This is a genomic window from Streptomyces gamaensis, from assembly GCF_042656465.1.
GTDB classification, from domain to species: domain Bacteria; phylum Actinomycetota; class Actinomycetes; order Streptomycetales; family Streptomycetaceae; genus Streptomyces; species Streptomyces gamaensis.
The window spans coordinates 443,302-467,747 of sequence record NZ_JBHSPB010000004.1 but is presented as its reverse complement, the minus strand read 5'-3'; the positions used below and the strand labels follow the sequence as shown (position 1 = coordinate 467,747).

The window sequence follows — 24,446 nt, the reverse complement described above, 5'->3', positions numbered from 1 at the left end:
TCACGTGCGGTCGGCGGGGCTGGTGGTGACGCTACCGGGGGAGGGCGGGGCGGCGGAGGCGATCTGTTCAGCTGCCTCCTCGGGGGTGGATTCTGTGGTGTTCACGGCGAGTACGGGTACGCCCATGCCGCGGAGCACTTCGGTCGCGCGCTGGTACAGCTCGTTCTCGCGGGCCGGTACCTGCGGGTCCCGTTCGAAGCGGTGGTGCGCTCCTCGGGCTGCGAGCCTGCCCGCGATCGTCTGCGCGTCAGCGGTGAGGATCACGGCCAGGTGCGGCAGCAGAACGTCGGCGTTGAGGTCGAGAAGGAATCGCTCGGGCACGTGGTCGAGGCGTTGCACGACGAGGGTGGATGCGAGGTAGCGGTCGCACAGGACGGTGTCGCCGTGGTCGAGGCGGGGGCGTATCTCGGTGCGCAGGTGCTCGTATCGGTCGGCGGCGACCAGGCAGGCGAGCGCGTGGCCGTGGATGCGGTCGGCGTGGGCGCGGGTGAAGCGGCCGAGTGGGCTGTTGGACGGTTCGGTGGTGGTGTGGACCGGGCGGCCGCGCCGGCGCAGCAGCTCGGCGAGTGCGGTGAGGGTTGTGGACTTTCCGACGCCGCCGGGGCCGTCGAGGGTGATGAAGATGCCCGTGGGGTTGGTCATGCCGCTGTCCCTTTCGGGTGGGTGCGGGCGTGCTGCTCGCGGGCGAGCTCGGCGAGGGCGGCACGGAGCGCGGGTAGGGGGACGCCGCCGAACTGGATGCCGACGGAGAAGTTGAATTCGTCGCGGTCGTGCAGGGAGGTGTCGGCGCCCTGGTCGGTGAGGTCGACGTCGGCGTATGTGAGGAGGGCCTCGGGGGTGTGGCCGGCGGTGGTGAGGTGTTGCCATACGGGGGTGCCGGGGTAGGGGCGGAACTCGAAGACGGAGGCGCGGAAGCGGCCCGGCAGGGTGTCGGAGAGGTGCCACAGGCGGTGGATGTGGCGCATGGTGGCGTTGAGGTCGTCGGGCTGCTCGCCGGGGTAGCCGAGGATGAAGTAGCCCTTCACGTTGATGCCGCGTTCGAGGAGTCGGTGGGTGACGGTCTCGGTCATGGCGGCGGTGATGCGTTTGTCCATGGCGTGGAGGATGTGGTCGCTTCCGGACTCGATGCCGAGAGCGACTTCGCGTAAGCCGTTGCGGGCGAGGGTGTCGAGCAGGGCGTTGTCGGCCCGGTGCAGGACGTTGATCCGGCCGGTCGCGTCCCACGCGTAACGGTCGCCGATCCGGTGCTCGGTGAATGCCTGCATGGCGGGGCGGATGATGCGGGCGGCGCCGAGGAAGAGGTCGTCGACGAACCGGAAGGCTGTCACTGCGGACTGGGTGTGCAGCTGGTCGAGTTCGGCGACGATGTTCTCGGGCGAGCGGGTTCGGATGGTGATGTCGGGGTTCGCTGAGACGGCGGCGCCGCAGAACCCGCAGTCGTAGGGGCAGCCGCGCGAGCCGACGATGTTCGCCTCGGTACGGCCGTCATCGGCCCGGTACGGGTCCTGGGTGAGGTACGCGCGGTCGACGAACGGCAGCTTGTCGACGTGGGGCGCGAGCCACTGCGTGCGGTCTGTGCCGGTGGCGATCCCGGTTGCGGTGGTGCCGAGCAGGCGGTCGCGCCACATCACTCCGGGCAGCTCGGCCCGGCGCTTTTCGTCGTCGAGGAGCGCGGCGACGCGGGTTTCGCCCTCGCCGAGGACCAGGGCGTTCAGGCGGGACATGCGGGGGTCGGTGAGGATGCGCTGGGGCATGGCCTTGGCGTGGTGTCCGCCGGCCATGAGCGCGATGCCGTTGTCGAGGCCGGCGGCGATGCGGGCCGATAACTCGTAGGTGGGGGCGAGCAGGTTCATACCCACCCAGCGCGGGCGGGCGGTGTTGATGATGGCGAGGGCCTGGTCGAGGCCGAGGCCGTGCGCTTCGGCGTCGAGAACCCCGACGTTGTGCCCGGCGCGGGCGGCGTAGGTGGCGATGTAGGCCAGGCCCAGCACGGGCAGCGTGTAGTCGTTCACCCGCGGCCGCAGCGCGTAGTCGCGCAGCGGGGCGTTGACGAACAAGGCGTCGAGCGGCCGGGACGGGTCGGCACCGGCGATGAGGTCAGGTGCGGTCGGTTGGTGCTCCATTGTGCTCGGCTGTGCGGGCATGAGTCCCCCAGGCGAGAGTGAACAGCGTCAGGGCATGGAGCTGCGGGCGGTCGGGCGCGAAACGCTGCCAGGCGGCGGCGAACGCGCGCTCGCCCTCGGGCAGGGGCACACCGGGAGCTGCGCGGCGGGCCCAGGTGCGCACGGCGAGGTCGCCGTGCGGGTAGACGGAGAAGTCCCCGGTGAAGTCCGCGGCAGCGGCCGAAGCGGTCCACGGTCCCACGCGGGGGATGGCATCGAGGGCCTTGACGAGATCGTCGGCGTCGAGTGCGGACCATGCGTCGGCGTGCTGCTGGTAGGCCGCGGCGGCGGCCTGCAAGGCGGTGTGGTGGAACGCGGCACCGGTCCGGCGGAACGCCTCGTCGGGCAGAGCGAGAACGACCTCGGGGGGCGGTGCCAGTGCGACGGGCCCGTGCGGGGTGTCGCGCGTGCCGTGGGCGGCGCACCACTTGAGGTAGAGGGCGCGGGCCTGAGCGGCGCGTACGACCTGCCGGAGGATGGCTGTGGTAATGGCGTCCCACAGGCACGGATTCGGCAGACGCACGACCGTGCCGAGGCTGGTCAAGGCGTCGTGCAACGGCTTGGGCGCGGTCGTGGGCAGGTCGTCGGCGGGGGTGCGGTCGATGCGCGGTGGTGCGTCGGTTGTCTTGCCCAGGGGGAGCAGGGTGAGGTCTGTCCCGGTCCAGTGGGCGGACCACACGGCATTGCGCGCCAGGATGACGCGGGTTGTGCTGCTGTGCGTGTCGGGTGTCCATGCCGGGTGGTCAGTGATGAGCGTTGTCACGGCGTCCCCTGGTTCCTCTGGTGAGTGGTGGCCCAGGATCGTAGGGGCACGGCGAGGCGTGCCTGCGAGTTTCGGCCGGAACTGCCCCACCTGCCTTGAGCCTTGCTGCTGTCGGCGGGTGGGGCGGAACGGTGCCCAGTAGGGTCGCACGCGAGCGGGCCGGCCCGGGGGTGTCACATATTCCGGGGCGGCTCGCTTGCTAGTTGAGCCGCCATCTTTGGCGGACGCTCGTGGTCCCCCATCGGATGGTCCCGGCCTTCACGGCGGCCTCGACGAACCGGCCCCACTCCTCTTGGGTCCGGTTGCTCCGGGACGGCTCGAACCCGACCATCAGACGGACGGGGCCGCCGTCGGCGACGTGCTGCAACCAGGCTCGACCGGGGTCAGGGACGCACATGCGCCAATCCTTGTCGCCGTAGTCGAGCGAGGCGACTCCCCGGTGCACAGACAGCCGCGGCCCCACGTTGATCGGTTCCTCGCCGACCGGGCCCAGGTTGAGGCACGCCGCCAGGGCGCGCATGCCCGCGTCGATCCATTCAAGCGTTTCGCCGGGGCGGCGTGGCGGGGTGTGGGTCATGAGGAGCTGTGCCACGGTGCCGGCGTCGCCGTGGTGGAGGCCGACCGTGTAGGTGATGTCAGCCAGGAAGGCGAGGCCGGGCGTGACCCGCACAGGCGAAGTCGTAGTCTGGATAGGCGAGTTCACGGACCTTTCGCCTCTGCCCCGGGCGCGCGTCACCATGAGCGCCCCCGGCGCTCGCGGTTGAGCACCACTACCCGAGCCCGCAATCGGTCCTGAGCGTTGGCGGGACGGTAGGCCGACGTGTGCCAGGGCTCCCCTCCGTCCAGAGGGCGAAGCGTCACCTCGTGGCCGTCCCACCCGATCGCCTTGCCCACACGGTCACGGCTGGTGTCTGTAACCAACTCGCCCGGCTGCGGAGCCCACTTCGGCGCTTCCGCAGCCTCTTGGATGTTCCGCTCGGCTGCGCCGTCCCGGTCGACGATGAATCCCGTCTGGCGATCAGCACTCGTTGCCTGCCGGTCGGGTCCGCTGACCGTGTGCTCCTCCCGCAGCGCCTTCGAGCGTGAGTGAACGGTCTCACCGCTGTTCACCGCTTCGTGTGCTCTTGGCACCGACGGGCAAGGGGGCGAGGTGGCCCGTCGATCTCCACGATTCATGCGCATGGCCTCAGCCAACACGTATCAGGCGTTGAAGTCGGGAGCCTGGCAGGGGGCCATGGATGGGGCGAGTATGGGGGCCAGTTGGAGAAAGGGGAGACACGGTGAGCGATGAACTGCTAGGGGAGCTGGTCCAACGACTGAGGGGCCAGCGCCTATGGACACAGCAGGACGTCGCGGACGAGTACAACGCCGTTGAAGGCCGGGATGCCATGACCGGCAAGGAGATCGGGCGATATGAGCGGGAGCAGCGCATCCCCAGCCGGTACACCTGTCGCCACCTCGCGACTGTCTTCGGCGTCCCCTCAGAGCTGGTGGAGCGCGCTGCGGCAGTCAGTCGGCGGCACCGGAGGGAAGCCAGCCGCAGGGCTGGCCCCCGTGAACAGGAGAGGAACCTTGCTTTCGAACCACCTTCCATGCCTACTCTGTTCGAGGGTTGTGTTCACGACGGCATGCCGGGGTCGAGGGCTGAGAATGCACTGAGCTTGCATCCGGATGATCCGGCACTCCGCTATCCGGCCTCCGTGCTCTCCGCCCTCGAAACCGTGACGGGCTTAGCGGAGGACGATGTGCTACGGCGTGAGCTTATGGGGCAACTGCCATTTCTCTTGACGGCTTTGCATGAGCCTACACGGAACTGGCTTCTTGCTGTTCTTGAACTGCCGTCTCCCAGTTCGGAGGGCCGGAGGGTGAGCAAAGCAAGGATCGAGCAAATCCGAACCGTGATCAATACTTTTGCTGAGGCAGACGCGCAGCAAGGCGGCGGGCACGGCCGTCAGGCGTTGGCACAGTACTTGCGGACCACAGTCCTGCCTCTCCTGCGGGCCGAGTCCAACGAACATGTTCAGCGAGCTCTGTTCGACTTGGCGGGCGAGCAGGCGCAGCTGATCGGCTGGATGTCTTACGACACCGGACATCATGGTTTAGCGCAGCGTTATCTTTTGCAAGCTCTGCGGTTCAGTGAAGAGGCACAGAACCCGGTACTCGGCGCCCACACCATGGCCACACTGTCCCATTTGGCCGGGACGTTGGGGCATGCCGACGAGGGTGTGCAGCTTGCCAAAACTGGACAGATCGCCTTGCGTGGCGCATCAAATGCCATGTACGCGGACTTGGCGGTCCTGGAAGCCCGCTCGTACGCGATGCAGGGGCTCAGCAGGAAGGCCGCAGAGGCGGTCATCCGGGCAGAGAATGCCCTGCACGATGTGGTGACGGAGAACGAGCCTCCCGAGATGCGGTTCATCGATCACGCCTACATTGCCGGGGAGATCGCAAATACGCTGATTCTGCTGGGAGACCCGTTGCGAGCCATCGATTTTGCTGACCAGTCAATCGACGCCAGCCTGTCTCAAGGGCGTGCCCGCAGAGGCGCGTTGAGCAACATTGCCCTAGCGCGTGCGCACTTGGCGGTTCGTGACATCGATGGCGCCTGCTTGGCTGGTGGCGAAGCCTTGCGGCTGAGTGGCGAAGTGGACTCTGCTCGGACAGCAGAGGCTCTGCGAGATCTCCGGGCCAGGATGGCCAAGTTCGGAGATGTAAGGCCGGTGCGTGAGTTGGTCGAGCTGATGGAGGACACCTGATTAAAACGAAAAACGCGCTCGTGCATCGGCTGAGTGGCCGATGCACGAGCGCGTTGGTTCAGTGGGTGGCCGTAGCTTGCCAGGCGGAGACGAGTAGGCCGGCAACGGCGAGGAGGGCGGCGAGGGAGGGGAGGGGCCAGCGGGCGCGTTCGAGTCCGTCGAGCCGGGTTTCATGGTCGGCGAGCTGCTTGTCGGTCTGGTCGCTGCGCTGGACGAGCAGAGCGAGCGAGCCGTCGACGCGCGCGAACCCCACCTCTACGACCGCCCGTAGCCGTTCGAGTTCGAGTGCGACCGCGGCCGGGTCGTGCGGGGCGGGTTCGGTCACAGACTGCCCCCGCCGGTCCGGTCGAGTGGGGTCTGCTCGTCGACGAGGCCGAGGCCGACGCGGTCGAGCAGGGCCTCGACAGCGGGCAGGGCCATCACGCGGGAGAGACCGCCGGCGACGGCGAGGGCACCCGCGACCCACGGCAGGGACGCGGGGATGCCAGACGCGGCGACGATGGCTGGCAGTGCGACGGCCAGGGCGACCGCGGTCTGCACGATGGTGCGCACGGTGCGCCTGTTGGCGGGGGTCATGAGTTCCTCTCTCAGGGGGCGGTGACGGCCGCGGTGCGGTGGCAGCCGGCGGACGGGGTCAGACCTTGGGTACACGGAGTGCCTCCCAGGTGACGCGGCCGGGCCAGCCGTCCGCGTCGGCGCCGGTGAATCCCTGCTTGCGCTGCCAACGGGCGTAGCTGCGCAGGTCGGCGACGGTCCACTGAGGGCCAGGGCCCTCGGCGTAGGCGGAGCACCCCTCGTCGACGAGGCGGCGGCCCATCGCGGTGACGATCGGCGCACGCGGGTAGCGCTTGAAGAAGTCACGGCCGGGGAACGGCTCGAACTCCGGCTGCTGCACAGGCTCGTCGGGCTTGTGGCCGAGGCGGCGGTCGATCCGCTCGCGCATTGTCTGCATCGAGAACCCGCGCGGGTCGATCTTGTCGGCGGTCCACTCGCGGTGGCCGATCACGCTCGCCGCACTCCAGCCGTAGGCGCGGCAGATCGCGGCGGCGGCGCGCTCGATCGCGTCGAGCTGCGCCTCGGGCCACGGATCATTGCCGGTGCCCAGGTTCACGCACTCGAAGCCGTAGAAGCGGGCGTTGCCGTCGGTGTTGTTGGCGGACGGCTCCGGGGCCGGGCGCTCGGCGATCACGGCGTCGAGCACTGCGCGGTCGCCGCTCCCAGCGTGGTTGGAGCGGCCCGCGCTGATCAGGTAGACGGTGCCGTCCTTGGCGATCACGCCATGGCACAGCGGGCCGGGGAGCGCGGCGTAGCCGTCGTAGCACAGCTCCACCGAGGACTCAGTGCCGCTCGACACGGTGTGGTGGATGACCACGCCATTGATCGGCCCCCACCCGGCACCGCGGGTGCCGCGGTCACGGGTGCGCCAGTTGCCGTACTCGACGACGCGGCAGCCCTCGGCACGCAGTGCGGCGGCGAGGCGGTCGGGGGACAGGGGGTTTGCCATAGGGGTGTCTCCTGACATGAAGAAGGCCCCGGCCATGGGCACGGGGCGTCGGGGCAGTGCGGGGTAGAGCGGGGATCACATGGGCGTCTTGGTCTCGCTCACCAGGGATGCAGCGATGTTGTACGCGCGGTTGGTGGGAAGGGCTGCGACGAACGCCTCGACGGCGGCCTTCAGCGCAGCCTCGCTCTCCTGGGGCGTGAGGTAGACGCCCGATGCGAACGCCCTGACGGGCATGCCGTGCTTGATGATGGCCGTGTGCGGGTCCTTTTCCTCGTTGCCCTGCGACACGGTGACCTCGGCGCGGATGATCTCTGTCATGGGATGTGTTCCTTTCTTTCTGCTGATTTCAGGTAGGGGAAACGCCCCGGTGCGGGGCGGGTAAGGGTGACGGATGGCCGACGGGATCAGCCGAGGCCGGCCCAATAGCAGGTGGATGCCTCGGCCATGTCGGCGAGCGTGAGCTGCTCGGGCAGGGATGTGACGGTGGCGGATGACGTCTGGAGCCATCGATGGACGCCGTTCGCGTCGGCGGCGCGGGCCCCTGAAATGGTGGAGTTTCCGGCCCAGTTCGCGGCGGCGAGGAACGGTACGGCCGTGCCGGTGCCCTTGATCAGAATGGCGACGTAGTAGCTGCCCGGGGCAAGGCTGACCGGAGTGGGCAGCGCGACGGGTGCGAGCTGACCACCGATGTTGTGCGTCTCCGGCAGAGCCGCGGCAGAGGACGCCGTTGAGGTGACACGCTTCAAGTCCTTGTCGTAGATACCGAAGTACGCGGCGGTCACTGTTGAGTTGGGCTTGTCGTAGCCCATCACGTGAACGACAGCCTTGCTGATCGTGGCGGCCATCCGGAGCGGCACACCCACGAGGTACAGGCGGCCGGCCTCGCTCGGCGCGTCGCCCGGGGTACGTGATCCGGCATGCAGGTCGTACGCCCACGCGCGCAGCCCGTAGTCGTCGGGCATCCACGTCCCCGGCAACGACTCGGCCACAGAGGGGAGTTGCGTTGCGGGTACTTTCCCGGAGGCGTCGAGCGCGGCCACACCCCCGGCCGTACCACGGGCGGTGGCGGCGATGGCACCTACCTGGGCGGCGGTGTGGGCGTGGGCGGCCGGTGCTGCGCCGATGTCGGCCACGGTGAGCTTCACGGCCCCCGTGTACCCGTTGACGGACTCGACCGCGCCCCCGGCCGATGCCGGGAGCTGTGAGGCCGGCACTTTCCCCGACGCGTCGAGCTGGGCAACGCCCCCGGCTGTACCGGCCGCAGTGGCGGGGATGGCCTCAACGTCGCTTGCGGTGAGCTTGATTGCGGCGGCGGAGACGCCGTTGACGGACTGGACGAGGCCGGGTGTGCCCGGGGGGCCGGCGGGGCCGGGGTCGCCTTTGGGGCCGGTTGCGCCGCGGGGGCCGGTCAGTGATGCGAGCCAGTCTGCCGGGGTGCCGCTGAAGCCCTCGGCCGCCGCCACTTCGTAGGCCGAGGCGCCGCGGTCGCCGCGGGGGCCGGGCGGGCCCTCGACGGCCACGTAGTTGGGTTTCGTGGGGTCGGTGGGCGCGATGTCGGCGAGGTCGACCCGCGCCTGCTTGGCGGGCAGCAGCAGCTGATACGTGCGGCCGGCGGGGATTCCGGCGAGTGCCTCGGTGACGGTGTAGGACCAGCCGGAAGGGTCCATGCCGGGCGCGTCCGTGGCGGGCAGGGTGACCTCGATCTGCCCCTGCGCGTCCAGCTGCGCGAGCACGGGCCCGCCGAGGATCACATCGGCTTCGGGGAAGGTGAGTTGTGCCGGGGCACGGAAGGTGACGGAACCGCTGAGGGGATGGCCGTCCGGGCTGAGGAACCGGCCGCGCACGGTCACGGTGGGGATGGTGTCGGGCAGCACGGGAAAGGGGTGCTCCTTACTCGTCGACGCGACGCAGGCCGGGCGCCGGCGGGGGCTCGGGGACGGATTCCGCGGACGCTGCGGGCGCCTCGGCGGCCGGGGCAGCCACGGGCGTTCGCTGGGGCGGGCGTGGCACCTCGTCGCGGGTGTGGGTATGGCGCTGCAAGGCGGAGTACAGGCGCGTCTCGATGTACTGGTTGGCCTCGTGGTTACGGTGGTCGACAGTCCATGTGACCCATTGCATGTACTCGACGTCGTGCAGGGGCTGCACGACGCGCTTGTACATCCACGTGTCGGCCGGCACGTCGTACTCGGCCACCGTCACCGGGTGGTCGGTGCCGTCCGGCCGCATGGTGATCTTGACCTGCCCGCCGCGGCTGGCAAAGGTGTACAGCTGAATCTCGGCGACAGCGTGTGTCGCAGGCGCAGCCCCCGACCATGCCGATTGATAGATGGCAAGGTCACTGTCCTGCCGCTTGGTGGGGTGCAGTTGAAGAGGCAGCACCGGGCGGCCGAGGAACCGGTCGCAGAGCGCGTCATCCATCATCAGCACGCCAGCGGGTGAGCCGGTATCCCGCGCCCACATGCGCCACATCTGGTCACCGTCGTTGACGTCGTCGCCGATGGTGATCGCTCGGGTGCCGTCGTCGCGGCGCAGGAAGATCCCCCAGTCGCCTTGCGGTGTCTGTCCCACGGAGAAGGTGGCGTTGCCGTTCGGCGCCCGGGCGATGAGCTGTCCGCCCTCGCCGATGACGATGTCCCCGTGCAAAATCTTGTCGAGCGCTGGCCGCATCTGCGCACGGCCAGCCAACTCGCGTACCTGCCTTTCCAACTCCCTGATGCGGTCGAGGAGGTCGAGGGGAATGGCAGCCATCAGGCGGTCTCCAAGCTCAGGCGGGCGGTCTCGGCGCGGCCGCGTTCGGGCGGGGTGATGGCGAGCCCGACGATGCGGTACCGGGCGTCGAGGCCCTCGGGCCACCACAGGTCACGGATGCGCAGCCGGACGGTGGCGCCGAGCAGCGCGGGCGTGATCGATCCGTCCATGCGCACGGTGATCTCGGGGATCGTCAGTGGCGTACGGGCGCGGGCGTGGTCGGCGCGTGCATGGGCGTCGAGCACGCTCGGGGTGATGACGGTCGAATAGTCCGAGGATCCGTCGAGGCGGGGCCAGCCGGCGGTGATGGCTGTGTCGTCGACGAGCAGTTCGGACAGGAGTGGCACTGACTCTTCGGTCTGGTTCTGGTTGGTGCTGGCACCCCTGCTCTGCCATGTGTTGGCCTGCACGGTCGCGTCGACGGGCCACGTGTAGGACAGGACGGGGCCGGGGTGGTCGAGGACGATGTCGGCCGTGCCGGTCCGGATGACCGGTGTGCCGAGCTGGAGTTCTTTGACGCGCCGCCCGGAGGCCGGATCACGGTAGGCGGCGATGCGCCACTCGAACCCGCCCTCGACAGCGGCGAGTTGGGAGATCAGGTCGCGGATGCGGGGCAGGTCGTAGCGGGAGTAGGTACGGTCGCGGAGCACGCCGGAGGGGGCGCCGGAGTAGGTGATCCCGATGTCCCCGCCGGGCGTGCCCTGCACGTAGGAGATCAGGCCCCGCACGATGTCGTACTGATCCGTCCGCGCGGCGGTGTGCGTGTCGGTGAGCATCCGGTGGTCGAGGTACGAGTCGAACGTCGCTGCCTGCACCTGCACTTGGAGCTCGCCGCGGGTGCTGCTGGTGATGCGCGCGGTCCACAGGATGCCGCCCCACCAGACCTCAAGCCCGCGCTCGACCCACACCGCGGTACGGCCCGGCAGCAGCGCGCGCCGGATGCGCGCGGCAGTCTGCGCGTTGGGTACGGGGATGGTGGCCGACATGCTGCCGGTCTTGCCGATGTAGTCGTCGAGCGCGAGGGACTGCACCGGCACGACGTCGAGCAGCTGATCGGTGCGCAGGTCGCACAGCAGCACCCGGTAGAAGCCGGGGGAAGCCACGTCACCCCCTGGTCAGTCGGTCGTGTAGGTGACGCTGTCGAGGCTGATCCACTGCGGCGGCGACCAGATCTCGTACGTCCGGAGAGTGCCCGTGGGGGTGATCTCGACGCGGCACAGCGACGGACCGCTGCCGGTCAGGTCCCGAGGCGAGGCCCACGCGAATTCCCGCCCGTCGGCGGGCCGGGCGGTAGCGGGGAGAGTAAGGATGGTCGCCCCGTGCGCGATGGTTGCCTCGCTGCGGGTCGGGCCGATACGGCCGCGGAGCATCACCAGGGAACCAATGCGGCGCCATGCGGCGGGCATGCCGTGCCCGGGATTGCCGTAGCCGTCGGCGAGCGCGAGGGGCTGCCATCCGGAGTCGGCCGGGTACGGCTGCCAGGCTGCGGCCGATGCTGACCAGCGTTCGAGGCCGGTGCCGGTGTCGCGGTACTGCCCGTCGTACGCCCCGGCGAAGCTGAGGCCCCAGCCGCGGGGGATGATCCCGCCGTAGGCGCTGGTGTAGCGGCGGCGGTCGGCCAGGGCGCGTCTGACGTCGAGGCCGCCGACCCCGGCCGAAGTGCCGGCGGGCACGGTGATGTCCCACAGGCGGAGCGCGGCCGGGGGCAGGGGCGGCGCCGTGGGGGCGGCGGCGGGGGTGCCCTGCACGATCTCCACCGTGGCCGCTGCCTGCCCGCTGGTGTCGTACTGCCCGTCGCGGACCCGCAGCACCACCGAGTCGACCCGCCCGTACTGCGGGTCGCCATCGGCAACGGTGAGGGTTTCCGGGGCGGTGACGGTGACGGGGTAGGCGCCCTGTGCGGTGGTGCCCTGGACGATGGCGCGGCCGGTGCTGATCTGCACCTGCATTGGGCCGACACCGGACGCGGCGAGCGGGGTTCCGCCGGCGATCACGCCGTCGCGGCTGGTGAGTTCGGCCTCGGGCGCCATGGTCCCGAGCGGGGCGAGGCGGGTGTCGGCGCGGGTCTGCCCGGTGGGCGGAAGCCACGCGGCACGTACGGTCACAGCGGGATGTCTCCTTCTACCAGTAGGCCGAGCGCCAGCGGACGGCACAGGCGGCACGGGGGTCGGATGAGCCGGGCGCGGCACGGAACGCGAGATTGCTGGTCCCGGGTGGGAGAGTGAACGTGCCCTCGGGCACGCTGCGCGCGGTCACGGTGTAGAGGCGCGACGCAGACCCGTTGAGCGTGACCGTGCCGGCGGCGGTGTCGACGGTCAGCTCGTCGTCGGCCCCGAGCGCGATGTCGTACTCGATCGCCTCACCGCTGTCGACATCGGTCAGCGACGGCAGGTCAAGGGGCCCCCGGAAGACAATCACGGGATGCGCCGGGGCGTCGCCGGTATTGAGCGCGGTGAGAGATCCGGACGAGCCGGGGGCGCCGAAACCCAGCGGGTACGCGAGGCCCTCCGGGCCGGGGTCGAGGTGCCAGTCGAGGCCGGCCTCGGGCATCGGCAGGTGCGCCTCGGCGCGCTGCTCGACGACCTCGTACCGGCGCGGGTCACTCGCCTCGAACTGGAGCGCTGCGCCGGTCACAGTGCCGATGCGGTATCCGTCGGTGCCCACGGGCACGCTGCGGCGCAGGCAGCGGGCCCAGCACATCAGGGGCGGCGCGTCGTCGAGACGGATCATGAGCGGTATTTGGGCGTCACCGATCGCGGTCGCGGCCGCCAACTTCCTTACGGCGGTGCTCATGCGGCCGGGGTCGGTGCGGATCACGATGCCGTCGAGGGTGATCGTGCGGGGCTGTGCAAGCAGTCTGCCGGGGAACGCGCCGTGGGCGTCGGCGCGCGGGACGGTGCCGGAGTCGAGGGCGGGGGAGTCCTCCCAGCCGGTGAGCTGCTGCCAGCCGTAGGCGGTGCCGGGGCCGAGCAGCAGCTCGCCGAACTGGATGTGCCCGGGGGTGGTGACGCGGTCGCCGGCAGGCATGGCCTCACCCCCGCATCTTCATGTGCCACGCGAGTGCAGCGGCGGTCTGGTCGGCGGTTGTGTCGCCCTGGTGCCAGTTCTCGATGTGGACGGCCGGGCCCCAACTCCCGCCGCCCACCTTGCCCGTGGCGGGCGCACCGGTGGTGGCGAACTGCGCTGCGGGGACGGTGACCAGATTGCGCATGGTGCGGTCTACCGCGGGGGCGCCGGCCTTGATGCCCTCGACGACACCGGCTGGAATGAAGCGGCCGATCTGGTCGCGCATCACACGCGACGGGCTATGGATTCCGAGTGCTTTGGCGATCGGTCCCGGAATCATGTCCCGCGCCCATGACATCAGTTTCGACCGGAGCCACGATCCCATGGATTTGATTCCGTTCCACAGGCCGCTGATCAGGTCAACTCCCTTGCTGTACAGCATGCTGCCGAAGTTGCCGAAGAATCCGACGATGCGGCCGGGGAGGCCGCGCACGTAGTCGAGCATGGCGCCCGCCACGCGGGCCGTGCCGTCCTTGATGGATGACCAGTGGCGGATGATCAGCCCGACGAGCGGCCAGTCGAGGAAGAAGCTGACGATCCGGCCCGGGATTCCCCGGACCCAGTCCACAACAGCGTTCCAGACGCGGACGGTGCCGGATCGGATGGAGTCCCAATGGCCGATGATGATGCCAACGAGGGTGAAATTCAGGAACAGATCGAGCAGGGCCTGCGCAACGCCCTTGATTTTGCCCCAGACCCAATCCCACGCCGCCACCGTCGCGTTCTTGACCGTGTCCCAGTTGGCGACCACCAGTGCGACGAGACCGGCGATTGCGGCTGTGATCCAGCCGACCGGGCCCATAGCGATCACCCATGCCGCAGCCATGCGCGCGGCCTGCACGAGCGCCTGCGCGCCCATCATCACCCACGCGCCCACCACACGCAGCGCGGCGGCGCCGGCCGCGGCACCCTGCGCCGCCCAGCCACCGATGATCAGCGCGTTGGTGGCCAGGAAGCGGGCACCCGCCGTGACACCGGCGGCGGCCTGCGTGGCCCACCCCGTCACGACGGCAACCGTGGTGGTAGCGGCTTGTGTGGCCAGCTGGATCAGCGTGGGTAGCATCACCAGCGTGATCACCCCGGCAGCGACTGTGAGCGCTGTCGAGTGCTCCGAGATGAACGACGACGCAGCCGCAAACGCTGCGCCGAGGCCGCCCGCACCGACCCAGTCGGCGAGCTTCTCAATGACCGGAATCACTTTGCCGCCGATGACCGCGACGGCCTTCTGCTCAAGGGCCCGCTTGAAAACCTCGATCTTCGTCGCGGCGTTGTCCCGCATCGCGTCACCCGCACCGTCCGCAGCGCCCTTGATGTCCCCCAGCGCCTCAACAGCGCTGGACGGATCGAGGGAGTACAGCGCGTTTCCCAAGTCCTCGGCTTTCGTGCCGAAAAGCTCGGTCGCGATCGCATTGCGCTTCACGGGGTCCTCGACGGCCCTCAAAGTGTCGAGCGTCTTGTCGAGCGCGCCGTTCGCGCTGCTGCCACCCTTGCCGATGGCAGCAAACATGGCGTCGGCGTTGAGGCCGAGTTTCTCGAACCCGCCCCGTACCTTGTCCGATCCGGCGACAGCCTCGATCGAGAATTCCTTGATGGCGTCGGCGACCACGTCGGCATCGCGGGCACCGCCTTGCAGACCCTGTTGGATAAGGCCCATGGCGGCTTGTCCGTCAAGGCCCATGTTTCGGAACTGTGTTGAGTATTCGGTGAACGTGTCGAGCAGGTCTTCGGCTGCGTTCCCGCCTCGTTGTGTGCCGCGGACAAGGACGTCCATGGCCTCATCCGCGCTCTGGGCCACGCCAGTGCGCATCATCTGCCCGACTGCCCGCGTCACCGCGGACACGTCCTCGCCCATGACGGAAGCGGTGTCCGCGACGCGCCGCCCCATGGTCTGAATCTGCGCCTCGGTCGCCTCGGGCGGGAGGAGACCGCCGCGGGCGATCCCCTTCATGATCTCGGCACCGTCCTCGACCGACTCGACCACGGCCGAGGAATAGAGGGCGCCAGCGGCCTTGCCGTACGCAGCCGCAACCGGGCCCGAACTGCCCAGCTGCGCTTGCAGCTTGCCCTGCAACTTGCTTTGGTCGAGGGCCTGCCCGATCCCGCCGACCAGCGCGATGCCTATCCCGATCCCGAGCGCGGCCGCCCCGATCGCCTTGATCCCCTTCTCCAGCAGCTCCCGGGCCTTGCCGCTGCCCTGGTCGGCTCCCTCGGCGACACCGTCGCCGAGCTGCCGCCCGGCCTGCTGCCCGGACCGCCCAGCCGTGGTGGCCATCTGGTCGCCGCCGGCGCGCACTCGGCCCTCGGCCCGCTGCATCCCCGCCGCGACCGCGGAATCGTCCACGCTCACGGTGGCGGCGAGCTCACCCACGCGCAGCGCCATCGGCTCATCACCTCCGGGAAGTCGGCACCCCTGCCGGGGCGTTGGGTTCGGGTGAGGGTGTGAGTACGCGGGCGAGCCGTGACTCGGCCGACAGAAGCGCGAGGATGCGGACGCGGAGCCAGCGCCAGGAGCGGGCGCGCAGGAGGGCCCGGTCGCCGAGATCGATGCCGTAGACCTCGTGCAGATCGGCCTCGACGAGAGGCCACTCGGTCAGGATCTGCGCCCAGGTCAGCGCTGGCGCTTCTGGCTGCCCCTGGCGGGGGCGGGTGCTACCGGGCGGGTACTCGTACCACTCGTAGAGCCCCGAGACCTCGTCGAACTCGCCGCAGCCGATGGCGGGTTGCGGCGGGCCTGACGGTTCGGGGCCATCCGAGAAGGGTCGCCGCCGCTGTTCCAGTAGCGTTCTGCGGCGGCCTTGTCCTGACTGATCCACACCATCGTGGTGATCGCGCTGTGCTTGAGCGCCGGCCACGGCACGCCGTCGGCGACCATCTCGGCGTGAGCGGAGCCGAGGACGTCGGCATACAGATCCCGCTCGGCTGCGTCGGCGAGGATCTGCTCGTCTGCCCGCCCGCCGTCCGCTGCGACCGCGGCGGCGTGCACAATCGCTTGTGTGCGCAGCCCGACCTCGGCGGATGGGGCGGGTACGCGGTACACGCGGCCGGCGATCGGCAGGTGCAGGGACTCGTCGAGCAGCTCGTCGAGCGCCTCGAACGCCATCAGCTACCACCCCCCGCGATCGGCTTCGGCGGCGTGGCTGGCGCCGGGTTGGTGATCGGCTTCAACGGCCCGGACCCGGTAAACGTGATCTTGATGGTGTCGACCTCGTCGGGGCCGCCCCCTTCGGGCTCCCACGTCACCAGGGCAACGCCCTCGTACGCCTCATCGGCGCCGGTCCGGTCGTAGTAGCGGACGTTCACGTACGACGCAGCGCCGAAGGACAGCGAAGCCTTACGGATGAACTCCTGGGTCGCGTTGAAAGCGCCGGTCACAGGGTGCGCGCGGTGCGCGATCGTCGTCTCGATCGACCACGCGAGCATGGTCACAGCCTGTTCGGACCACCCCTCGGCGTCATACGTGGTGACGTCCTGCTGCGTCGGCTCAACCTTCGGGGCGAACTCGGTGATCCCAGGCAGCAGAGTCCAAGCCGGGGTGCCCGTAGTGCTCGTGTTGACTTCCAGTCGGTACCGGCGCGCGAGCGCGGTCACCGTCTCGGCCGGCGGCGTCGGTGTAGCCATGCGGTCGGCCTCCTATTCGAGATGAGGGTGCGCGCGGTGCGCACGTATGCGGTAGTTGGAGGTGCGCTCCATGCGGCCGGCCGAGTCGGCGCCGATCGGGGCCCCCGAGACACGGGTGATGAGCTGCACCCGGACAACTCCAAAGAGGTGCGGCCCGGCGCTCTGCAGAACGGAAAACACCAGGTCATCGAGGGTGTCGACCTCGCGCGGGTCTGCCCCTGCGCGGGTGCGCACCTGAACGCCTGTCGTCGTGTCGGTGAGCACGGAGGAGTCGGCGACGACGTAGGCCGAGAGGCAGAGCGCGCGGTCGGGGGCCGGCGGCATGGCAGCGATGGTGATCGCGGTCTCGCCCTCCACGTACATGCCGTCAGGCCGGTACGTGCCGACGCCGACGGCGTCCAGCATGCGGGCGAGACCGTCGAGGAGATCGACGGTGTAGGACACGTCAGCCGCCCAGGGCGCGCCGCACCTGCGCCGCGATCAGCGCCTGCACGGCGCCGCTGGTCTCGGGCAGGACGGATTCGAGGTACTTGGCGGAGCGGCCGGGGGCGTGCCGGGCGGTCATGTCCTCGTGCACGCGCACCGCGTACGGGGTGTCGTACGACACGGCCGCAGTCAGGGTCTGCTCATCGGCGCTCGCGGCGCCGGAGCGTTCGAGGGTGCCCTCGTTGATCGGCACCTTCTTGCGGCTCTCGGCGAGCACGTGCTCGGCGCCGAGCAGCACACCACGGGCGGTGGCGCGCCGGATCACCTCGGTCGCCGCCCGGCCGTTCCACTGAAGCCGTACCGACTGGCTCATTCGCAGGTCACCTCCGTGCAGGCGGGCACCGGCAGGCCCGGGGCGGTGTGGTGGGTAACGGTGATCGCCGTGGTCATGCGCCCGTCGGGCAGGGTGATCCGGGAGCCGGGCGGGCAGTCCAGCACCGGCCCCGCAATGAACGTTGCCGAGGCGGTGACCTGCCGTCCGTCCGGGGCCCGCACCAGCCGCGGGGAGGCATCGACGAGCGCGGGCACGCCAGGGATGGCGTGCCGGTACTGCTGCCCGTACGCGCTCTCACCGGCGTACGGCTCGACGGTGATGCGGTGACGCAGCAGCGCCGGGGGCACCCGGGTCACCATGCGAAGATCCTTCCCGGTTCGAGGCCGGCGCGGCGCAGCACGCGGTCGGCGCGCGGAGCGAGCTCGACGCCCGAGGCACCCGCCGTGCGCGCAGCGCGGCCGGAGAGGCTCACGGGGCCGATGTTGACCGAGTCCCACTGTCCGGCCGCGCCGGTGCCGTCGTCGCCGGTGGCGAGCTGCCACTCGACCTGTGCACACGTGGCATCCGCGAGGACCTGCACGATGAGCGGGTCGAGCGGGTCGCCGTCGCCATCCACGCGGTAGACGGCGGTGAGCAGCGCTGAGTCGATGTCCTCGGCGGCACGGGCGAGCCGCCGCTCGGCGTCCGCCGGGGCGGGCGAGCCGAGCCATGCGGCGAGCTGCTCGGGGGTGGCGTAGACGCGGCGCACCGCACTACTCCTTGACGGGCGCGGTCGGGTTGACCTTGATCCCGCGCCACACGGCCGCTGCTTTGGTCGCCTTCAACACAACGGCGACGGGGCCGAGTTCGACCTCGCCGCGCTTGACGGCCCCGGCGGTGGCAAAGTCCGGCAGCCACTGCCGCACGAGGCCGCCGCCCACGGTCGAGACACCGTGGAAGCCGTCCAGACCAAGGCGGACCGCGTACAGGTCGGTGGTGCCGGTCTTGCCGTCGATGCCGATGACGGGGTCGGCGGTGCCGGCCTTTGCACCCAGGTCGATGAAGGGGATGCCGTTATACGCCTCGACCGTCTGCCCGAACGCGTTCTCGGTACGGCTGTAGTACCCGGCCCGGCGTGCGAGCGAGCGAATGCGGGCGATAGTCTTCTTGTTGCCGAGCAGCGCACTCGGGGTGTCATCGAGCAGTCCGAGGAACTCGTCCAGGCCGTCGATCACGTTGTGCGCGGCGGCCTGATCGGCAGGCGTCGACCAGTCAGCCGCGGCCTTGAACTCCGTTGCGGTGCCGGTGAGTACCTTCGACAAGCCCTCGAAGCCGGTCGCTGTCGACGTGTTCTTGGTGCCGTTGATGACCTGGTCGGAGAAGAACGCCCGCGCCGACTTGACCGTCTGCCCCATCTGAAAAGCGACTTCGTTGGTGGCGGCCGGGCCCAGATTGGACAGGACCCGATCGATCTCGAACGCACCACCCAGCACCGACAGATCGACGGTCGCACGGGTGCGCTTGGCCTGCTCGGTGCCGTACTCGGTCCCGAGCTGACGGAACGCCGCGCCGCGCTCGGAGACGAGACGGGTATAGCCGTAGGTCAGCGTCGCGCCCCCGCCGGCGGGATTCACGACGTCGTCGAAGGTGAGGTTGTCGAGCAGCCAACTCGACTTGCGGAACTCGTCGATGACCTTCAGATCGATGTCGTCCTGTGTGTTCTGTGCTGCGTCGGCAAGAGTGATGGCCATGGGTGGTGCTCCCTAGGGGTCAGGCGCCGCCGAGGCGGGCGGCGATGGCGTCGCGGAGGGTGGCGGGACGGCGATCCCCGGACGGGGCGCCGTTGAACTCGGCACCACCCCGTGCGGGCGCGGCCGGGACTGCGCGGTACAGGTCGGGGTCGGACTCGACCGCGGACGCGATCGCCGACTTCAGCGACTCGGCGAATGTGTCGGTGTCGGGGTCGAGTTGAGCGACAGCGGCGAGGAACGAGCGGGAGTTCAGCAGCCGGTCGGCCCGCGCACCCTGCTCGCCGGCGGCCTTGTAGGCGGCGAGCTCTACACGGGCCGTGCGCAGCTCGGCTGCGGCCTGGTCGAGCTGCTTGTCACGCTCGGCGACCGCTGCGGCGAGCGCGGCCGGGTCCTGCTCGCTGCCCTGGCTGTCGGGGTTGAGCGCCTTGTGTACGGCGGCGAGCGCTGCTTGGAACTGTTCGGCCCGCTCAGCCTCAGGGGTTGCGCGCTGCTGAGCCTCGGCTACCTGCTGTGCGGTGGCCAGATCGGGCGTAGCTGGAGCCGCAGACGAGGCTGTGACTTCGGGCATCTCAGGGCCCGTGGGGTCACTGGCTGTTGCGGTAGTCGTGGCAATGGTGTGAGACATGGGGATAGTCCTCCGGACCGGTGTGAAGGAGAAGGCCAGAGCCGTGGGGCTGTGGTTGTGGGTGGGCAGCGATTGCCTGGTGGCTCACGCGTACGCTCAGTGCAAGTGAGTTCACACCGTGAACAGGGAGAATGCGTGAGCGCCAGTCAGAGTCACGGCAAGTCCTGCGGCTGCACCCGAGATCAGAGCCGTGCGCACGTTGAGATGCTTCGTCGCTGGATGCCGGGTCCCAAGGTCTACGTCCTCGGGGGCCAGCATCCCGGTCAAGTGAAGATCGGATTCACCGAGCGGCCCGTTGCCGACCGCTTTGCTGAGATACAGAACATGTCACCGGTGACCCTGCACCTGCTCGCACAGTTCAAGGGAGGGCGAGACCTTGAGGCTGCGCTGCATCGACGCTTCGCTGATCGCCGCATCGGTGGCGAGTGGTTTGACTTCTCTGGGCTTCATCCCGTCGCAGAGATCATGAAAGCGGTGGTAGGCCTGGACCGTACCGGGTTGTCTCCCCAATCCCCATCGCCCCACCGGAACACCACACGCCCCACGCGTAAGCCCAAAGGCCGTTAGGATCCTTCCCCCTCGGGCAGGGGGCGGGCGACGACGTAGCCGCGCACCCATGCCAGCTGCAACAGGGACCCGGCCGGGTGGGGACAGACCGTCACGGGTCGGCCGCTGCGTGCCGCGTCGCGGCCGTCTTGGTAGGCGCGCACGGCGTCCTCACGGAAACCCATGGCAAAGCCCCTTATCGCTTGCGGCGCTGGTCGTGGGCAGCGCGGCGGGCGGTTTCGGCTGCGTCGCTGGCGACACCGGTCACCTGCTCTGTGAACTCGGCGAGCGTGACTCTCGGCGAGACCTCTTCCCAGAAGCGGCGCAGGTCCTCGCTCGCGCGGGCGTAGGCCACGTGCGCGGGGCCGGAGAAGAGTGAGCGCGGGTCGACGCCGGCGGCCTCGGCCTCGCGGGTGAGCATGTGCCCGCGCGTGGCGTCCTCGGCGGCGAGCCACTGCACATGGACGTGTTCGCGGTACATGGTGCGTATCTCCTTGCGGGTGTACGCGGTCTGCGCCTGCCGCTCGGCGAGTTCCTTCTCGTACGCCCAGCGTTCGGCGGCCGACATGTGCGCGGTGCCGTCCGGACCCCGGGTGATGTCGCGCCCATAGGCGCCCCACCCGTCGGGGGCCGGCCGTGGCTCATGCAGCCGGAGCGGGCCGAGCAGCCGGTCGAGCGCGGCCCGGTTCGCGGCGTAGTCGGCCACCGTCCCGCCCACGGCGGCCGGCGGTGGCGTGACCGGGTAGCGCCGGTCGAACTCCGCGGCAACACGGACATGGTCACGGTCGTCGAGGATGCCGGTACGCATCGCGGCGCCGAGCTGCTCGTCGCTCATCTCCGGCAGGGTCCGGCCGTCGCCGGAGCGCACCCGCGCGGCCTCGACCGCACCCTGCGACGGACGCTCGGTGTTCTTCGGGAGGTTGCCGCCGCCGATCTGCTCACGCTCACGGCGCCGGATCAACTCGGGGTGCGCGGTGAGGTGTTCGCGCTGCCGCTTCTGCCACTGCCGCACCTTGGCCTCGGCCGCGCGCTTCGCGTCCGGATCGGTCGCGGCGGCGGCCCTGTTCTTCCACTTCCTGATGCCGCGCTCTATCGCCCGCTGCCGCTGCGAAGCCTCGTATCCGCCCGGGTCTTGCGAGTGCTCTGCCGGTGCCGTGGTGACACCGGGCAAGTACGCGCTCAGGCTGTGCCGGCAATTGGGGTGCTGGAGTCCGGCCCGCCGCGCTTCGTCGACGCTGCCGGCGATCTGTACCTCGACGGTGCGACCGTCCTCGGTCGCGTGCTCGGCCTCGACCGTCCGCACGCCGTCGGCCCCGTCGAGGGACAGCACCTTGCCCTCCCAGCGGGAGCACAGGGGGCACTCGTGCGGGGCGTTGGAGACGATGACCAGGTCGAGACCGGCCGCGCGCAGACGGTCGCCGTGTGCCTCGACCGCGGCACGCCCCACAGCGGAGCGCACCGCCATCTCGGCATACGACGTCATCGACCACGACCGGCCGGCACGGTCCACGAACGTTTTCAACCCGCGGTCGGCAAACCGCGTCATCGCGGCCTGCGTTGCCTGCCGACGGGTATCGACACCGAGCAGCGGTGTACCGGCGACTTCGGCGACCACCTGCCGGTAACCGTCCTCGACGCCGCGGAGGATCCCACGGTGCGTCTGCTTGACCAGGTCGACGGTCTCGTGCGCGAGGCGATCAACCGCCCGGGCGTTGGGGGTGGATTCGGCGATGCGGCGGGCGTATTCGTCGGCCAGGGCGCCGAGTTCGTCCAGTCCGGCGCGGGAGCCAGCGTTGTACGCCTCGGAGACGGCGTCGAACACTTCAAGGCTGGTCGCCTTGCCGAGTTCCTCGACGACCGACTGCGCGGCCCGGCGTAGCGGCTGGATGTCGGCAAGTTTGGCCACCGCCCATCCGGGGGCCTCAAGGCCGACGGCCAACTGGCGGGCAACGATGCCCAGCAGCCGCGCCTCGGCGTCCGCGTACAAGTCTCGGACACCAGCTGAGAGGGATTCGGCCATTCCCGGGTGAACCAGCACGTGGATCACCTCGGCTCAGAACCCTTGGACGTGCATACAGGGGATGTGGAATGGGGGCGCTGGTGTCGAACAGCTCGGACAGATCTGGCGAGGGCAGAGCGGACAACAGCCTTGAGAATCCGCCGGAGTGGCAGGATTACGGGCAAACGTATGGGGCCGTCAACTGGGAGACGGTTGCCGCAACGGTTGCCTTGGTGCCGTTCATACAGGCACTGGCGTCCACGTTCGGCGAGAAGCTGGCCGGAGCGATAGGAGACGCCACGAGGGCTTCCCTTCGTCGCTTTATTAGACAGCACACCGGAAGTAACCAGGCTGAGGACTCCCCAAGTCGACCGATCTCCCTGGTGCTTGACGGACACGATGTGAAGGTGGAGATCTCCGAGGACACGCCTGCCGAAGCGATGGCGCAGCTCCTCAAGATGGATTTCGCCACCTTGCTGGCGTCTCCGTCGTTCGACTTCGTCCGCGAAATCTCGTGGTCGGGCGGAGTTGCCTGGTGCGCTGTGGGGGCCAAGGATTACATCCCGGTATCTGCTGCCTGGGATGCTGAACAAGGCCGGTGGAACGGCATCGAGTCCGCGGACGGTCCGCCTTCATCCCCCGGCACGCCCGATGCCAGCGGTCCGGACCCAGAACCCCCTTCCTCCGGTCAGCTCACACGAGGGCGCCGGACTGCATGGGGTCGTCTACTGCGGCGCCGGTCTCAGTGAGGATGCGCTCGACCTCATCCTGCACGGCGGCCTCGTCCCAATCCGGGTGCAGGATGCGCACCTTCGTATCGACGCTGACGGCCTGCGCCTGCTGGAGCAGGGAGAGGGTTTGCGCGACTGCCTGCGGGTCCTCGCTCACGGAGTCGCCGAACGTCACCCGCGGTCGGTCCACGGTGAGCCCGGGGGTGAACAGAGCACGGTCGAGCATGAGCAGGACGTGCAGCATGTCGCCGACGGCGGGTGCCCAGTACCGCGCCTTCTTGGCCCTGGTGATCATCGACCGGCGTTCACGGGCCGTGACTTCGGTGGCGGTTGCCGCCGTGCTGTCGCCAAGGCCGAAGCTCTGCGCCGCGTATCCGGCGCCCTGCACGGCCTGCCGCACGATGGCGTCGGCAGTCTGCTGATGCTCGGTGACCCGGATCGCGAATTGGCTCAGCGTGATGCCGGCGGACTCGTCCGGCGGGATGTTCAGCGCCTGCCAGATCTCCCGGTCGTCGTCGAAGCTTGCGCCGCGGCCGGGGCCGTGGTCGCGCAGGTAGCCGTCGGGGACGATGAGCCGTGCGCGGGCGAGGCGGATGTCGCGCAGCCACGAGGACCAGGTCTCGTCGAGGGCGTCGAACAGGTCGTGGCTCGACTGGTAGTCGCTGCGCCCGAACGGCGAGCCGCGGTGGCGGCGGTTGGGCAGAATGTTGGGGATGTACGCGGCGGTGAGCGCCTCGATACCGGTCTCGATGGTGTCGCCGGCCGGGCCGAGCGACTCGGCCAGCGGCGCCGTCTCCGGGTGCTCGACGAGCGGCACGCGGGTACCGATGCGATCCGGCGTGCCCTGGTACAGGGCGTGCACGATCCTGCCGGGCTCGTGCCGCTCCAGATGCCGCCACACGGCACCCGTCTCCGATGCGAGCTCACGCCAGAACGTGACAGCGCACAGCACGCCCCAGCGGAATTCCGGCAGCGCGGCATCGGGGTGCACGGTGGTGAGCAGAGGGCGGGCCGCCAGGGACGCATCCCAGGTGACCCGGAGGAACACACCGCCCAGCGCCGCACCGATTTCCGCAGACTCCAGCAGCGTGTTCGCCACGCCGCCGGCCTCGGTGATCTCGTCGAGCCGCTGCTGCGCCGCTGCATCGTCCACCGTGAACACCGGCGGCTCGCTGAACAGCAAGTCCGCGGATGTCGTGGCGATGTCGGCGGCGAGGGGGATGTGCAGCCGGCCGTCGCGACGGCCGGCCCGCGGCTGTTGTCCGCGCCCCCACAGCCGACGGCGGCCGTCCTCGCGGCGCTGCTGCTCGGTGCGGTAGACCTCGGCAAGGCGCTTCGGGTCACCGCTGTACCAAGCGGCGTCGAGCTGCATCTCGCGGTAGAGCGGCGCGAGTTCAGTGGGCGGCCATACGGCGCCGGACTCGGGCAGGGGCACGGT

At 69.8% G+C, this 24,446-nt stretch carries 28 protein-coding genes; 3 read left to right on the top strand and 25 right to left on the bottom strand.

Annotated features, from left to right (window positions below; genetic code table 11):
• The 4 genes from tmk to ACFP1Z_RS09450 form a co-directional block, all read right to left on the bottom strand.
• Positions 1–642, bottom strand: coding sequence for a dTMP kinase (gene tmk / locus ACFP1Z_RS09465; protein ID WP_390315496.1), 642 nt, complete (start codon positions 640–642; stop codon positions 1–3).
• Positions 639–2,123: a B12-binding domain-containing radical SAM protein gene (locus tag ACFP1Z_RS09460; RefSeq protein ID WP_390315495.1), complete on the bottom strand. Its 1,485-nt coding sequence runs from the start codon at positions 2,121–2,123 to the stop codon at positions 639–641. Before ACFP1Z_RS09460 ends, tmk begins: the two co-directional genes overlap by 4 nt.
• On the bottom strand, positions 2,098–2,925 hold the full coding sequence (locus ACFP1Z_RS09455; RefSeq protein WP_390315494.1) for a DNA glycosylase family protein: 828 nt from the start codon (positions 2,923–2,925) through the stop codon (positions 2,098–2,100). The genes ACFP1Z_RS09460 and ACFP1Z_RS09455 overlap by 26 nt, the downstream gene beginning before the upstream one ends.
• 199 nt (positions 2,926–3,124) lie before the next feature.
• The gene (locus tag ACFP1Z_RS09450) at positions 3,125–3,595 is read right to left on the bottom strand and encodes a hypothetical protein (protein WP_390315493.1); all 471 of its coding nucleotides are present in this window, start codon (positions 3,593–3,595) and stop codon (positions 3,125–3,127) included.
• Between the two features lie 610 nt (positions 3,596–4,205).
• Between ACFP1Z_RS09450 and ACFP1Z_RS09445 the strand changes: the two genes are divergently transcribed.
• On the top strand, positions 4,206–5,681 hold the full coding sequence (locus tag ACFP1Z_RS09445; protein ID WP_390315492.1) for a transcriptional regulator: 1,476 nt from the start codon (positions 4,206–4,208) through the stop codon (positions 5,679–5,681).
• A 58-nt stretch (positions 5,682–5,739) separates the two neighbouring features.
• Here the strand turns inward: ACFP1Z_RS09445 and ACFP1Z_RS09440 are convergent, their stop codons facing one another.
• The 18 genes from ACFP1Z_RS09440 to ACFP1Z_RS09355 all read right to left on the bottom strand — a co-directional run bounded on the left by ACFP1Z_RS09440 (position 5,740) and on the right by ACFP1Z_RS09355 (position 19,675).
• Positions 5,740–6,006 (bottom strand): hypothetical protein, encoded by a 267-nt coding sequence (locus tag ACFP1Z_RS09440; RefSeq protein WP_390315491.1) that lies wholly within the window; start codon positions 6,004–6,006, stop codon positions 5,740–5,742.
• A complete protein-coding gene (locus ACFP1Z_RS09435) occupies positions 6,003–6,257 on the bottom strand; it encodes a hypothetical protein (protein WP_390315489.1) in 255 nt (84 codons plus the stop codon). The genes ACFP1Z_RS09440 and ACFP1Z_RS09435 overlap by 4 nt, the downstream gene beginning before the upstream one ends.
• Positions 6,258–6,315: 58 nt before the next feature.
• A complete protein-coding gene (locus tag ACFP1Z_RS09430) occupies positions 6,316–7,185 on the bottom strand; it encodes a peptidoglycan-binding protein (RefSeq protein WP_390315488.1) in 870 nt (289 codons plus the stop codon).
• Positions 7,186–7,260: 75 nt separating this feature from the next.
• Positions 7,261–7,503 (bottom strand): hypothetical protein, encoded by a 243-nt coding sequence (locus ACFP1Z_RS09425; RefSeq protein WP_390315487.1) that lies wholly within the window; start codon positions 7,501–7,503, stop codon positions 7,261–7,263.
• An 86-nt stretch (positions 7,504–7,589) separates the two neighbouring features.
• Entirely contained in the window at positions 7,590–9,059 is a 1,470-nt protein-coding gene (locus ACFP1Z_RS09420) for a hypothetical protein (RefSeq protein WP_390315486.1), read from the bottom strand.
• A gap of 16 nt (positions 9,060–9,075) precedes the next feature.
• Positions 9,076–9,933: a hypothetical protein gene (locus ACFP1Z_RS09415; RefSeq protein ID WP_390315484.1), complete on the bottom strand. Its 858-nt coding sequence runs from the start codon at positions 9,931–9,933 to the stop codon at positions 9,076–9,078.
• Positions 9,933–11,036 carry a hypothetical protein gene (locus ACFP1Z_RS09410; RefSeq protein ID WP_390315483.1) on the bottom strand — a complete coding sequence of 368 codons (1,104 nt, stop codon included), beginning with the start codon at positions 11,034–11,036 and terminating at the stop codon, positions 9,933–9,935. Before ACFP1Z_RS09410 ends, ACFP1Z_RS09415 begins: the two co-directional genes overlap by 1 nt.
• 12 nt (positions 11,037–11,048) lie before the next feature.
• A complete protein-coding gene (locus ACFP1Z_RS09405) occupies positions 11,049–12,038 on the bottom strand; it encodes a hypothetical protein (RefSeq protein WP_390315482.1) in 990 nt (329 codons plus the stop codon).
• A gap of 16 nt (positions 12,039–12,054) precedes the next feature.
• The gene (locus tag ACFP1Z_RS09400; protein WP_390315481.1) at positions 12,055–12,960 is read right to left on the bottom strand and encodes a phage distal tail protein; all 906 of its coding nucleotides are present in this window, start codon (positions 12,958–12,960) and stop codon (positions 12,055–12,057) included.
• Positions 12,961–12,964: 4 nt separating this feature from the next.
• Positions 12,965–15,379 carry a phage tail tape measure protein gene (locus ACFP1Z_RS09395; protein WP_390315480.1) on the bottom strand — a complete coding sequence of 805 codons (2,415 nt, stop codon included), beginning with the start codon at positions 15,377–15,379 and terminating at the stop codon, positions 12,965–12,967.
• A 228-nt stretch (positions 15,380–15,607) separates the two neighbouring features.
• Positions 15,608–16,099, bottom strand: coding sequence for a DUF7426 family protein (locus tag ACFP1Z_RS09390; protein WP_390315479.1), 492 nt, complete (start codon positions 16,097–16,099; stop codon positions 15,608–15,610).
• On the bottom strand, positions 16,099–16,617 hold the full coding sequence (locus ACFP1Z_RS09385) for a phage tail tube protein (protein ID WP_390315478.1): 519 nt from the start codon (positions 16,615–16,617) through the stop codon (positions 16,099–16,101). The genes ACFP1Z_RS09390 and ACFP1Z_RS09385 overlap by 1 nt, the downstream gene beginning before the upstream one ends.
• Positions 16,618–16,629: 12 nt before the next feature.
• Positions 16,630–17,061, bottom strand: a complete 432-nt coding sequence (locus ACFP1Z_RS09380; RefSeq protein ID WP_390315476.1) for a minor capsid protein — start codon at positions 17,059–17,061, stop codon at positions 16,630–16,632.
• Between the two features lies 1 nt (position 17,062).
• Positions 17,063–17,416 carry a hypothetical protein gene (locus tag ACFP1Z_RS09375; protein WP_390315475.1) on the bottom strand — a complete coding sequence of 118 codons (354 nt, stop codon included), beginning with the start codon at positions 17,414–17,416 and terminating at the stop codon, positions 17,063–17,065.
• A complete protein-coding gene (locus tag ACFP1Z_RS09370; RefSeq protein WP_390315474.1) occupies positions 17,413–17,736 on the bottom strand; it encodes a hypothetical protein in 324 nt (107 codons plus the stop codon). Before ACFP1Z_RS09370 ends, ACFP1Z_RS09375 begins: the two co-directional genes overlap by 4 nt.
• Complete coding sequence (locus ACFP1Z_RS09365; protein ID WP_390315473.1) at positions 17,730–18,125, bottom strand: hypothetical protein; 396 nt, start codon at positions 18,123–18,125, stop codon at positions 17,730–17,732. Before ACFP1Z_RS09365 ends, ACFP1Z_RS09370 begins: the two co-directional genes overlap by 7 nt.
• A gap of 4 nt (positions 18,126–18,129) precedes the next feature.
• Positions 18,130–19,107 carry a major capsid protein gene (locus ACFP1Z_RS09360; RefSeq protein ID WP_390315472.1) on the bottom strand — a complete coding sequence of 326 codons (978 nt, stop codon included), beginning with the start codon at positions 19,105–19,107 and terminating at the stop codon, positions 18,130–18,132.
• Between the two features lie 19 nt (positions 19,108–19,126).
• Positions 19,127–19,675, bottom strand: a complete 549-nt coding sequence (locus ACFP1Z_RS09355) for a hypothetical protein (RefSeq protein ID WP_390315471.1) — start codon at positions 19,673–19,675, stop codon at positions 19,127–19,129.
• Between the two features lie 192 nt (positions 19,676–19,867).
• Between ACFP1Z_RS09355 and ACFP1Z_RS09350 the strand changes: the two genes are divergently transcribed.
• On the top strand, positions 19,868–20,299 hold the full coding sequence (locus ACFP1Z_RS09350; protein WP_390315470.1) for a GIY-YIG nuclease family protein: 432 nt from the start codon (positions 19,868–19,870) through the stop codon (positions 20,297–20,299).
• Here the strand turns inward: ACFP1Z_RS09350 and ACFP1Z_RS09345 are convergent.
• Together ACFP1Z_RS09345 and ACFP1Z_RS09340 are read right to left on the bottom strand one after the other, a co-directional pair.
• Positions 20,296–20,463 (bottom strand): Rmf/CrpP fold protein, encoded by a 168-nt coding sequence (locus ACFP1Z_RS09345; protein ID WP_390315469.1) that lies wholly within the window; start codon positions 20,461–20,463, stop codon positions 20,296–20,298. The two genes, ACFP1Z_RS09350 and ACFP1Z_RS09345, sit on opposite strands and share 4 nt — an antisense overlap.
• Before the next feature lie 11 nt (positions 20,464–20,474).
• Positions 20,475–22,298: a phage minor capsid protein gene (locus ACFP1Z_RS09340; protein WP_390315550.1), complete on the bottom strand. Its 1,824-nt coding sequence runs from the start codon at positions 22,296–22,298 to the stop codon at positions 20,475–20,477.
• Positions 22,299–22,366: 68 nt separating this feature from the next.
• Here ACFP1Z_RS09340 and ACFP1Z_RS09335 point away from each other — a divergent pair, with 68 nt between their 5' ends.
• Complete coding sequence (locus ACFP1Z_RS09335) at positions 22,367–23,026, top strand: hypothetical protein (RefSeq protein WP_390315468.1); 660 nt, start codon at positions 22,367–22,369, stop codon at positions 23,024–23,026.
• Here ACFP1Z_RS09335 and ACFP1Z_RS09330 read toward each other — a convergent pair.
• Complete coding sequence (locus ACFP1Z_RS09330) at positions 22,971–24,443, bottom strand: phage portal protein (RefSeq protein ID WP_390315467.1); 1,473 nt, start codon at positions 24,441–24,443, stop codon at positions 22,971–22,973. The two genes, ACFP1Z_RS09335 and ACFP1Z_RS09330, sit on opposite strands and share 56 nt — an antisense overlap.
• Positions 24,444–24,446: the final 3 nt, after the last annotated feature.

Excerpts from the sequence above, each read along its gene's own strand:
- tmk (WP_390315496.1), bottom strand. The coding sequence starts at position 642 with ATGACCAACCCCACGGGCATCTTCATCACCCTCGACGGCCCCGGCGGC.
- ACFP1Z_RS09460 (WP_390315495.1), bottom strand. The coding sequence starts at position 2,123 with ATGGAGCACCAACCGACCGCACCTGACCTCATCGCCGGTGCCGACCCG.
- ACFP1Z_RS09435 (WP_390315489.1), bottom strand. The coding sequence starts at position 6,257 with ATGACCCCCGCCAACAGGCGCACCGTGCGCACCATCGTGCAGACCGCG.
- ACFP1Z_RS09430 (WP_390315488.1), bottom strand. The coding sequence starts at position 7,185 with ATGGCAAACCCCCTGTCCCCCGACCGCCTCGCCGCCGCACTGCGTGCC.
- ACFP1Z_RS09425 (WP_390315487.1), bottom strand. The coding sequence starts at position 7,503 with ATGACAGAGATCATCCGCGCCGAGGTCACCGTGTCGCAGGGCAACGAG.
- ACFP1Z_RS09415 (WP_390315484.1), bottom strand. The coding sequence starts at position 9,933 with ATGGCTGCCATTCCCCTCGACCTCCTCGACCGCATCAGGGAGTTGGAA.
- ACFP1Z_RS09400 (WP_390315481.1), bottom strand. The coding sequence starts at position 12,960 with ATGCCTGCCGGCGACCGCGTCACCACCCCCGGGCACATCCAGTTCGGC.
- ACFP1Z_RS09395 (WP_390315480.1), bottom strand. The coding sequence starts at position 15,379 with ATGGCGCTGCGCGTGGGTGAGCTCGCCGCCACCGTGAGCGTGGACGAT.
- ACFP1Z_RS09390 (WP_390315479.1), bottom strand. The coding sequence starts at position 16,099 with ATGGCGTTCGAGGCGCTCGACGAGCTGCTCGACGAGTCCCTGCACCTG.
- ACFP1Z_RS09385 (WP_390315478.1), bottom strand. The coding sequence starts at position 16,617 with ATGGCTACACCGACGCCGCCGGCCGAGACGGTGACCGCGCTCGCGCGC.
- ACFP1Z_RS09375 (WP_390315475.1), bottom strand. The coding sequence starts at position 17,416 with ATGAGCCAGTCGGTACGGCTTCAGTGGAACGGCCGGGCGGCGACCGAG.
- ACFP1Z_RS09370 (WP_390315474.1), bottom strand. The coding sequence starts at position 17,736 with ATGGTGACCCGGGTGCCCCCGGCGCTGCTGCGTCACCGCATCACCGTC.
- ACFP1Z_RS09360 (WP_390315472.1), bottom strand. The coding sequence starts at position 19,107 with ATGGCCATCACTCTTGCCGACGCAGCACAGAACACACAGGACGACATC.
- ACFP1Z_RS09355 (WP_390315471.1), bottom strand. The coding sequence starts at position 19,675 with ATGCCCGAAGTCACAGCCTCGTCTGCGGCTCCAGCTACGCCCGATCTG.
- ACFP1Z_RS09345 (WP_390315469.1), bottom strand. The coding sequence starts at position 20,463 with ATGGGTTTCCGTGAGGACGCCGTGCGCGCCTACCAAGACGGCCGCGAC.
- ACFP1Z_RS09340 (WP_390315550.1), bottom strand. The coding sequence starts at position 22,298 with ATGGCCGAATCCCTCTCAGCTGGTGTCCGAGACTTGTACGCGGACGCC.
- ACFP1Z_RS09335 (WP_390315468.1), top strand. The coding sequence starts at position 22,367 with ATGGGGGCGCTGGTGTCGAACAGCTCGGACAGATCTGGCGAGGGCAGA.